Genomic DNA, 10472 nt, shown 5'->3' on the forward strand with positions numbered 1-10472 from the left:
TTGGTATATTACTCATCAACAAACGCTTATAATGATAAACAAAATACATAAAAATTACGGATGGCTCAATAGCCGGCCCAACTCAGCTAAAACTTTAACCCGATATATGCAATAGACATTCTATTACGTGCTGAAATCGCTTTAAAATCAGCCACTTCGTTGCTGTTTTCAATTTCACCATAGCGGTGCTATGCAAAAATCTCCAAACAGCCTGATTTTCTTGCGATTGCAACACTTCCCGTAAACACGGGACAGGCTATCACCCCTGACCTTGTCAGGGCGGAGAAATCCTATTACATAATCCGGGTTTAACCTGACTTTTAATTAGGACAGAATTTTGTTTAAATTTGGTTATATTACTTTAAATTTGTTAATTAATAACCATTTTAAAATAAACTATCAAGGTATTGAATACCAATGCCCAATTTATGCATCTATTCAATAAGCATCTAGTCAACACCTGTTTGCCATTAGAGAAAAATGAGCTTAATGAAATGCTCAGTGCTCCTTATTATAAGGATACAATGAACCAAAAAATGCAAGAGTCGTGGAAGCTCCCCAGTGCTTACCCAGAACACAACCTACTATGCATCAGTTATTTATATTTTGAAACATTTAGGAAGAGGTACTGGGCTGCGGCAGCCTTTATTTTTTTTGCCTGCTTGACATCCTTATTTTTTCTTTCAAAAGAAACTGAACCGATCAACCAAAAAGACCTTACATCTCTTTCAGCTGGTATTGGTGAAAGAGAATACATGATTCTTCCGGATAGCAATAAAATCTGGTTGAACTCCGGTTCGACGATAAGATTCTCTGAGGACTTTTCTTTTAATGAAGTAGTGGCGGGGTCAATAGCTTCTTGGAAGGAAAGCAATTTAGAATTTGAAAACATCCAGTTTGGCGAGGCTGCTGTTACACTTCAAAAGCCCTTTGAAGTTGAGTTCCTTTTCGACATTGATACCCATAAGAGGTGTAGGTTTACTGCAAACCTTGATTTGAATGAAGGCTTAGATAAGGTCCTTAAAGCATCGACAAAATTCAATGCTTTTTCCTCAAGGGAAGAGAGTAGCAATACCTAATTTATTTGAACTAAATATCTATAAAAAAATGCCTATGTAAAATCCAAAAAACAAAATAAAGCTGCCCCGGTTGCACTCGAAGCAGCGCTGCCTTATAAAAGGCATAGATTCAGTCATTTTCCATTATATAAACCCAATCTAAAACTATGAAATTTTACTTATCTAGGACGTACCGTGTCCTATTAGAAAATCATGGATTTCATCCATCGAATTGTCAAGCATTGACATTTCCTTTTAAAACGCTTGGAGTCGGCTTTTTAGTATTTCTTTTTATGATTACTACTACCGCTACTACAAAAGCCAACAATCAATTACCGGATCTTGAAGATGTTGTTGTTAGCATAGAACTAAATGGTGAATCACTCTTGAGTGCCTTCAAAAAGATAAATGAAAGCACTCCTTACAAGCTCTCTTATAAGTCGGGACAAATCAAAAAGCATCAAAACCTAACGTTAAGTAAGTCAAAGAGAACACTCAAAACTACGCTGGATCTACTACTGGCTAATACAGATTTACAGTATGTAAGAAATGAAAACAGTATTGTAATAACCCCAAGGGAAAATCAACCGCAAAACGTACAGCAATCCAGCTCTACTGCAGCCCTAAGGCTTATTACAGTAAGCGGAAAAGTCACTACTGAAACTGATCCTGAGGGTATCCCCGGAGTGAATGTACGCGTTGTCGGCACTCAAAACGGAACTGTCACTGATTTAGATGGTCGATATGAGATAGATGTAGCCGATGGGAATGCTATATTGGACTTTTCATTTATAGGATTCGAATCCGTACGTGAGACAGTAGGGACTAGAACGGTAATCAACGTTACACTGACTGAAGATATCAGCGGCCTCGATGAAGTAGTAGTGATAGGTTATGGTACGCAAAGGAGAAGTGACCTCACAGGTTCCGTTGCCAGTGTATCAACAAAGGAGCTTGTAGACAGGCCGGTTGTAAATATTGGACAAGCATTACAAAACAAGGTCTCAGGCGTTCAGGTAGTAAAGCAAGGCGCTGGCTATCCAGGTTCCAATCCAATCATCCGAATCAGAGGTACAAACTCTATTAATTCAAACAGTGATCCACTATTTGTAGTCGATGGGATTATTGGAGTTAGCAATGCCTTGAGAAACATCAACCCACAGGATATTTTATCAATGGATATCCTGAAAGATGCCTCAGCCACTGCTATCTATGGTACTCGAGGAGCAAATGGCGTGATCATCATCACCACCAAGCGAGGAGAGGTTGGTGAAGTGAAAGTTAATTATAATGGTTCGGCAACCTTGGGAACCATGCAGAGAAATAACTATACTGTTACTGCAGACCAATTTTTCTACCTCTATGAGCAGGCATTTACCAACACGCCTAAGTATGGCACCCTGGATAAGTCAAAGGATTTCAGAGGGGGTAAAGGTACAGGCGCTTCATGGTCTGAAATGCCTCATTTGTTTGAACAGGTTCCTCAGGGAGGTTACTTTATGGATCTAGTTGGGAATGACGGCAATTATTACAAACCTAGATATTATTCAAACTGGGAGGATATCGCTTTTGATAATTCCTTTTCACAAGACCATTATATTGATGTGAGTGGTGGCTCTGAAAATGCAAAATACTCCTTTGCCCTGGGTCATACTGATCAGGATGGCCTTTTGATGCAGTCTTACTACAAGCGTACAAATGCCCGATTTACAACGGATATCGAATTGAATAAATGGCTTGGCGTTAGCACAAACATTTTATATTCAAGGGCAAAAAACACAAGAGGTGATGACCAACTCAGAACTGTTTCAGAGACATGGCCAATATTGCCTACCAAGTATCCGGATGATCCTGAATTTGGTATATATGCAGGTACCTGGAGTACTGGTAGAGATTTTCCTGTTGGAGAAAATTGGAGAAATATTGTGTACACAACTGATCAGAGAGACGGATATTATCTAAACCAACAGTTGACAGGTGGTGTAGTACTTAACGCTCAAATTACAGATAATTTAAGTTTTAAGTCCAATTTCGCCATAGACAGCAGAAGTGAAGACAGTAGATGGTTCAACGGGGATTTCCAGGGAACAAGGAGTTCGGATGCCAGAGGAAGTAATCAAAGATGGTTTTATTGGCAAAATGAAAACTATTTTAATTACGATAAAATAATTGACAAGCATTCAATTTCTGGTGTACTCGGGCTTTCCTGGCAGGAAACTCAAATGGATTGGTTAGAAGCGCAAGCCTCTAATTTCCCATCAAATTTTTATAGTTATAATAACTTAAATGCAGGTGCCAATACACCGGTAGCCCATTCTTCAAATCAAAGAAGTGCACTCAATTCGTACTTTGCACGTGCAAATTATGCATATGATGGCAAATACATGTTGACAGCAACCGGGCGAATGGATGGATCTTCAAAGTTTGGACCCAACAATAAATATACATTCTTTCCATCTATTGGATTAGGCTGGACAATTTCCAATGAAGAGTTTATGAAAGACAGCAGAGTAATTTCTAACCTTAAAGTTCGAGCCAGTGCCGGTGAGACAGGTAATCAGGAAATCGGAAGTTTTGTAACCCAAAGGTATATCAACACGACGAATGTGATGTTTGGTGATGGCTTAAGATCCGGTTTCTATCCGGGATCTACAGGTAATCCTGACTTAAAATGGGAAACAACTTTTCAGTGGGACATAGGAATAGACCTTAGCCTATTCAATGACAGGTTCAATATCGTAGCTGACTATTACCATAAAACAACGAGTGACATGTTGTTTAATCTTCCATTACCAAATTCAAGTGCACCCGGTAGTGCTTTTGTAAATTTAGGAGAAGTAGAAAACAAGGGAGTAGAAATCGGATTGGCAACCACCAATATTCAAAGGCAAAATTTCACATGGAATTCGCGCCTGACCTTGTCTGCCAATCGAAATAAGATTTTGAAACTTGGTCCCACAAACGCCGACGTTTTCGTTGATACCGGTGCAGGAAACGCTACTTCAGTATATAGAGTTGGCGAACCAATAGGTTCTTTCTTCGGGCTAAACCGTATGGGTGTATATAGCACACAGGAAGCTGCTTTGGCTGCGCGCTATGGTAGGGTGCCTGGTGACTTGAAGTTTGAAGATGTAAACCAGGACGGAAAAATCGAGTTAATTTCTGATGGTAATATTATTGGTAATTCTTATCCTAGAATTTACGGTGGATTTATCAATTCATTCACCTATGGGAATTTTGATGCGAACATTACGATACAATTTGTTGGTGGGGTGGACAAAGCCATCGTGCATGAGTCTGCTGAAGACCGTCAATTTGTGTCAGGTATGGTTAACAGGGTTTTAGATGCCTGGCGTCCAGACCATCAGGAGGGAACGATTGTAGCTCAGGTAAGAGCTGGTAATGCCGGTGCACGTTACGATTCATTTACCGATACTCATGAAATTTACAATGCAGCATTTATCAGAGGGCAAGCAGCTTCGATAGGCTACACATTTCCTAAATTGGCAGGTATTGATAATTTGAGGGTTTATTACTCAATGGAGAACTTCTTCCTGTTAACTGCTATAGAAATGGAAGGGTATGATCCAGAAGGTAGTTCGCTGGATAAAGGGCGATCTAATATTCAGAATATTGATAAATATCAATATCCTAATCCTACAAATTTCATTTTAGGAGTTAATGTTAATTTCTGATCTAAAAAGAGCTAATAACATGAAATACAATAATAATTATATCGTGATAAAACCCGTAATTTTCTTATTGGTATGCTTTTTTACCCTAAGTAGTTGCGAGGAGTTTTTGGAGGAAGTACCGACTAATCAGCTTACCGCTCAGGGGGATCTGACGGCTAGAGAATTCGGAGAACCATTGGCTATTGGTGCATACAGAATGCTATCTTCCTGGACAGGTGGTGCCAGAGATTGGGGGAATATTTTGCCTAACACATTGGAATTCCCTACGGGTGGCGCATTTACAAGCGAGCCACATGCCCAGTTCGATAAATATGCTACAAACCAGGTTACAGGAAACCTATTGGATAATTTCAATAATCAATGGTCAAATTGGTATGCTGGAGTTCAGGATGCTAACCTTGCGTTGGATTTGCTTCCTTCTGTAGACCTACCGCAAGCCCTATTGGCTCAATATCAGGGAGAAGTTCGTGCCTTACGTGCATTCTACTATTTCAATATCGTTCGGTACTGGGGCGACGCAGTGATGATCACCGCACCACTTGACAATGTAAATGAAGCAGCATTACCTCGAACCAGTCTCAAACAGATATACGATGACGTAATTATCCCTGATCTTGAATTTGCTCTAAATGCGGTTCCAGCGGGAAAATCAAGCAACGGACGTGTAACACAGGATGTTGTCAGAGCTATTTTAGCTGATGTATACCTTACCGTTTCCGGATACCCATACCAGGAAGTAGAGACTGATCCTAGTAAAGATTGGTGTGGTGAGGGATCTTGGGCCATGCAAGAGTACCCTGTGAGCGGTGGAAGTGCTAAAGCATTTTTGCAAAAAGCGAAAACCCAGCTTGACGCGCTTTATGGTAGTTATGCTCTGGGGACTTATGATGATTTGCATAACCCGGCTATGAATAACAATGGAGAGGCAATATTTCAAGTACAATATTCCACCCAACCAGGTTATAACAATGGCATATTGCAACCTTCTTTACCATTATTGACTAAAATATCGAAATCTGATGAGAACGGTTCATTTGTTCCAGCTCAGCATTATTATGATTCCTATGGTAGCAATGACAAACGTGCCATGGAAAGAGCGATGTTTTTTACTTGGGATACGAACATTGATGATGAATCCGACACAATTCGGTTTCCGCCTCACTTGTTCAAATACTACGATGCAGCAGCTGTAAAGTCAGTGAATGGGTCTGGACTGAATTGGTCACATTACCGGTATGCTGATATATTATTAATGCTCACAGAAGTAAATTGGGCATTGGGTGAAAGTCCCGCAGAAATAGAAAAAGGGATAAATGAAGTAAGACTAAGGGCCGGTTTGGCTCCTCTAAATGGCGCATCGATCACACTGAAAGAAATACTCAGCGAACGTGCTTGGGAATTGGTATTTGAAAACAAAATGCTTTGGGATCAGCGTCGTACAAGACGATGCATTGTTTATGGCGATGAAGAAATCTCAAGCATTGCAAACTTCGTTGGACACCAACCTCAAATATTCAACTTTGCTTTTACCCCTCAGCATTTGTTATCTCCAATACCGGGAGATGAAATGAACAACAATGGGAAAATTCAGCAGAATTTTGGGTATTTGCCAACACAAACAAATTAGTCTCGATGAATTCATTTAATCAAAAAGTTGAATAAATATGAAAACTAAAAATATATTATCGATATCATTCATAGTGTCGTTTGTATTAATGATGGGTTGTACCGAGCAACCCTATTTTGACATCCCTTTAGATGAAAATGGTAATGTGATCTTTACGGGTATATCTGAAGTCACATCAAATGGCGTGACGGCAGCAGATCCTAATTTCACCATCAATGCCTATTTTCCAAATGCAAAACCGGGAGATGTGATGAAAGCAGAGGTATTAAAAAACCAGGTGCCTTCATGGGATCCTGATGGAGCATTACAGTTATTGCCTTTAGAAGGGTCTTTAAAAGAGGTAACGGTTGCCAGCGATTTGACGACTACTGTAACCTACACAAAGGCCGAAGCTGGTTTGAACAATGTAGGGGATGCCGTTACCATTGTATTTTCAGGAGACACTGATTCAGGGATCATTTCGATCACCCTTCAACCATAGTTAATTAAAACAATTAATGTTTTAATTAACTGAGTGCTCCCTTTGAATAATAGGGACCAATGGTCAGAGCCACTTTGATGGCGAAGCTGGTCCTACCAGTTAACTAACCTATGAGATCCTGCCAAAAAATGGCAGGATCTCTTTTTTTTTCCGTGTTGGTTCTGGCTCTTCCAGTTTCGGCCTTGGTGGCGGTCATTAGCCTAAAACCATTTCAGCAGTTATACCCAATCTGGTTTTATCGAGCTAAACAAAGGCCTACCAACCAAGCTTTTTTCGAGCAAGTCAAAATGCCGTTTTTGAGACCATATATTTACAGGGATTTCTCTATTTAAAAGAACGCTGAACAGCTTGTTCAGTTCTTCCTGAAGGGGTTTTGTCAAAAAATTATTAAGCAGTAGTAAAACATTGTGAAAAGGCAAGCTCCTTTCCTTTCCCTGATAAAAAGAAGGCCGAACCCTGCCCCACTCAATAAATTCAGGGTAAGACTATTTTTTATACACCTAATGCGCCTTCGTATTTCTTTTCAAAACATTGTATCAAATGATTCTCCAATAAACTTGTAAATGCCTCCATTTTCCATTGCAAAAAGCAAGTTTTTATCATTGTCTTCAAATATCTCCCAAATCATCTGGGTCGAAAGTTTGGGATCTATAATATAGTTTGTCACTGTCTTACAGTCAAATTTCCAAGCTCCAGTATCTCTATCTCCAAACCAAATGATTCCTTCTGAATCTTCAATAATGGCAAATACGTGTTCTAATGTTCCAGCTGGAGAAGTATTTCCATCCTTACTACTATTGGGGTGAATGAGGCCGTTTGCATCAGAAAAATTAATAACTGAATTCCCCTCAACTAGTAGCACTCCAATTCCATTATTTCCTATCCAAATTCGTCCTTGTGAATCTTCGAAAACACTTCTTATGTGCAACACTTCCCCCTCTTTAAGTGCCAATTTACTTTTATCATAAACGTTTATTGCTTTGCCATCGAAATGGAATAATGTTGCATAAGTTGCTATCCATAGTTGTCCATCTTGGCCTTTTGAAATACCTGTTACTCCGTAGGAATTATTAAGGTTTTCATTCTCTGGTATAAGGAATGCCAAATAATTCAATATTTGACCATCAGTTCTATATATGCCAGGTTTGTTTCCAGCATTAAACCAAAGGATATTGTCAGTTTTTTTTATTTCTTTTTGCAAGTTACCACCTGTTATTGGAGTATGATTGGTGATTTTGTTACCATCGTAACTACTAACGCCATTGGCTGTGCCAAACCAGATGATACCATTTTTATCTTCTTGTATTGAACGGACTTGATTGTCAGGTAACCCTTCATTAATTGTAAAGTATTTAAATGATTTTCCATCAAAAACCCCTGCTCCTTCCTTGTGACTACCAATCCAATAATTCCCTTTGCTATCTTGAAAAATGGCCCGAATTCCGGATTTAAATTTTAGCGTATCGGATTTTGAAGTGCTTACAAATTTCGGTTGGCTAATACCTTTTTGAGACGATTTCTTTTCTACGCAGGAAAAGGTTAGCGTTAATATCAATACTAAATAGATTAATTTACCCATGTAGGTTTTTAGTTTATGATGTCCTCAATTGGCATAAGAATATGTAGCCGATTCGGGGCTTCATTCCTGTCAAGATACAAAAGCTAAAGCCATTTAATTTACTGCTATTTCGGCTATTAATTTTATGCATTTTTTGCTTGCGTTATTCTTTCAAATTATTTATCTCGCTTGAAAATAAATCCATCAAATCAGTCTTGGAAAACATACATTCTTCAAAACTGTTTGCAATCACTTCAAGAGTAACATCCTTAAATCTGGCAATAAAGTGCCTACGGTTTGTATAATACTCATCTTTATGACTTGGATGCTGCCTTTTTAAATCAAGGATTTCTTGAATCCATGGTGAATTTTGAGTTTCAAACAATCCATAAAAACCTAACCCATATTTCATTAAGGGATGACCAATTTCGTCATTTGGATATCCATATTTAAAAATGGCAAATGGAAACTTTAAAGCTTCAATTTGCCCATCCTTTTCTTCAAGTAGTAGATATAAATCATTTTGAGTTGAAAAAACAAAGTTCTCATACATGAACTTATAATCTTTTTTGAGCTTAATTTCCTTAACAACTGGGGCAAGTTGCTTATCAAATTGTTTCTTTTTGAAAATCATTGAGTATTATCTTTATTAAGTTGATAAATCATTTGTTCAAAGCTTTCATACTTTGGCCCAAACTTCTCACATTTTTCGTGGTCCCAAAGAACGATAGTATAATTCTTTGTCTGGCTTTGATACAGAAGTATCAAAACATAAAAACCCCAATCACTCCAACTTGAGAATGGTAATTTCCCTTTATCAATCAGAAACTCTCTAGGATAACCTTCAAATATTATTTTATTCAAAGATGCGCTCCACGTATTTACAGAATGCATGCAAAATTCGCATTCTGAAATCATTAATTCATAGAAGTGTTTATACTTAAGAAATCTCTTGTATTAATATGGAAATTTATGTCCGATATAATTTCAATGTTTCAGTGATGTTCATTAATGTAAGCTAACAATTATACACATACATGATTAACTAAGGAATTGCGTATATATCCACTATGCTACCAACCACTAGGCTTATTATTTATCAAATTAAGTATTTCGGTCAAAGAATCTAAGGGAAAGAACATCTTTTAATTGGGAATGGCAATAATAAAACTTCCCAGTTAGATCTGTTTGGTTTGTATAAAGAATTAGAAACCAAGCTGTATGGATAAAATGGCTTGATGGGACAGATGGTTAAGACCGCCCAAAAACCCTGCTTAAACCATCAGAAAAGTGGCCTTAATCACTGAAAGGAAAAACAATTCCCGATAAGATGGTCTGGCCCCTGAGCCTGTGGTCCCTGTGCGGAATCGAAGGGCCAGCCTTCAGAATGCTTAGTTATTGAGAGTAATTTTCTATATTTTCTTTTTCAATCACTTCTTCCTGTACATAATTCTTTACGACTTGATGTTGTTCAATTGGTTCGCCTTCCCATTCCGTATCTCTAAAGTCCCATAGTATAGTGCCGTCATAATACTTTTCTATTTCAATGAATGGTAAAAATCTCGGACTCTCAGTTATCCAAAAACTTCCTTCTCCACCCGCATAAGCACCTACTGGTTTGAAATAAGCGTTAAATAGTCGGCCGTCCACACTTTGGTAATAGAAACTTCTCATTTTGAATGTATTCCAAGCAAATGGATTTATCAAATTCAGACCAAGCAAACCATAAACGACCATTGAGGTTAGAATTGCCAATGCCCTAAGCGACCATGTCAACCAAGTTTTTTCTGTCTTCCTCTTAAATACCACTTTCAATGTTATGGAGACAATGAGTATCGAGAAAACTATGTCTGTCCAATATCCAACCAAGGATATATCAGTCGATAAAATTGTCAGTAAATACAAAGTCGTAAATGCAGTCAATGTTATTTGTCTGTAAGCATCCGACGAACCCATATAGATTAATTTTGAGTTGTTGGATTTTATGCTTTGAGGAGCTACTTGATTTTATGTTTCTCCCAATTGGAAGGTAGTAGTTGATAGAGATCTTTTT

At 38.3% G+C, this 10472-nt stretch carries 7 protein-coding genes; 4 read left to right on the forward strand and 3 right to left on the reverse strand.

The genetic code is table 11. From position 1 onward, the window contains the following. Window positions 1-407 precede the first annotated feature (407 nt). The 4 genes from AC13EX_RS14210 (at window position 408) to AC13EX_RS14225 (ending at window position 6861) form a co-directional block, all read left to right on the forward strand. Complete coding sequence (locus tag AC13EX_RS14210; RefSeq protein WP_482893184.1) at window positions 408-1079, forward strand: FecR domain-containing protein; 672 nt, start codon at window positions 408-410, stop codon at window positions 1077-1079. Window positions 1080-1351: 272 nt separating this feature from the next. Then, window positions 1352-4753, forward strand: a complete 3402-nt coding sequence (locus tag AC13EX_RS14215; protein ID WP_482893185.1) for a SusC/RagA family TonB-linked outer membrane protein — start codon at window positions 1352-1354, stop codon at window positions 4751-4753. Between the two features lie 19 nt (window positions 4754-4772). Further along, complete coding sequence (locus tag AC13EX_RS14220; protein WP_339717149.1) at window positions 4773-6380, forward strand: RagB/SusD family nutrient uptake outer membrane protein; 1608 nt, start codon at window positions 4773-4775, stop codon at window positions 6378-6380. Between the two features lie 37 nt (window positions 6381-6417). Further along, window positions 6418-6861, forward strand: coding sequence for a hypothetical protein (locus AC13EX_RS14225; RefSeq protein WP_339717147.1), 444 nt, complete (start codon window positions 6418-6420; stop codon window positions 6859-6861). A 523-nt stretch (window positions 6862-7384) separates the two neighbouring features. On the opposite strand, the gene AC13EX_RS14230 is transcribed toward AC13EX_RS14225, so the two are convergent. The 3 genes from AC13EX_RS14230 to AC13EX_RS14240 all read right to left on the reverse strand — a co-directional run bounded on the left by AC13EX_RS14230 (window position 7385) and on the right by AC13EX_RS14240 (window position 10375). Next, window positions 7385-8440 carry a ligand-binding sensor domain-containing protein gene (locus tag AC13EX_RS14230; protein ID WP_482893186.1) on the reverse strand — a complete coding sequence of 352 codons (1056 nt, stop codon included), beginning with the start codon at window positions 8438-8440 and terminating at the stop codon, window positions 7385-7387. Window positions 8441-8582: 142 nt separating this feature from the next. Further along, window positions 8583-9053 carry a hypothetical protein gene (locus tag AC13EX_RS14235; RefSeq protein ID WP_482893187.1) on the reverse strand — a complete coding sequence of 157 codons (471 nt, stop codon included), beginning with the start codon at window positions 9051-9053 and terminating at the stop codon, window positions 8583-8585. A 761-nt stretch (window positions 9054-9814) separates the two neighbouring features. Beyond that, complete coding sequence (locus AC13EX_RS14240; RefSeq protein WP_482893189.1) at window positions 9815-10375, reverse strand: hypothetical protein; 561 nt, start codon at window positions 10373-10375, stop codon at window positions 9815-9817. Window positions 10376-10472: the final 97 nt, after the last annotated feature.

It is taken from the genome of Cyclobacterium sp. L-R (assembly GCF_056859355.1).

Coding starts and splice junctions, on each gene's coding strand:
- AC13EX_RS14215 (WP_482893185.1), top strand. CDS start 1,352: ATGATTACTACTACCGCTACTACAAAAGCCAACAATCAATTACCGGAT.
- AC13EX_RS14220 (WP_339717149.1), top strand. CDS start 4,773: ATGAAATACAATAATAATTATATCGTGATAAAACCCGTAATTTTCTTA.
- AC13EX_RS14225 (WP_339717147.1), top strand. CDS start 6,418: ATGAAAACTAAAAATATATTATCGATATCATTCATAGTGTCGTTTGTA.
- AC13EX_RS14230 (WP_482893186.1), bottom strand. CDS start 8,440: ATGGGTAAATTAATCTATTTAGTATTGATATTAACGCTAACCTTTTCC.
- AC13EX_RS14235 (WP_482893187.1), bottom strand. CDS start 9,053: ATGATTTTCAAAAAGAAACAATTTGATAAGCAACTTGCCCCAGTTGTT.
- AC13EX_RS14240 (WP_482893189.1), bottom strand. CDS start 10,375: ATGGGTTCGTCGGATGCTTACAGACAAATAACATTGACTGCATTTACG.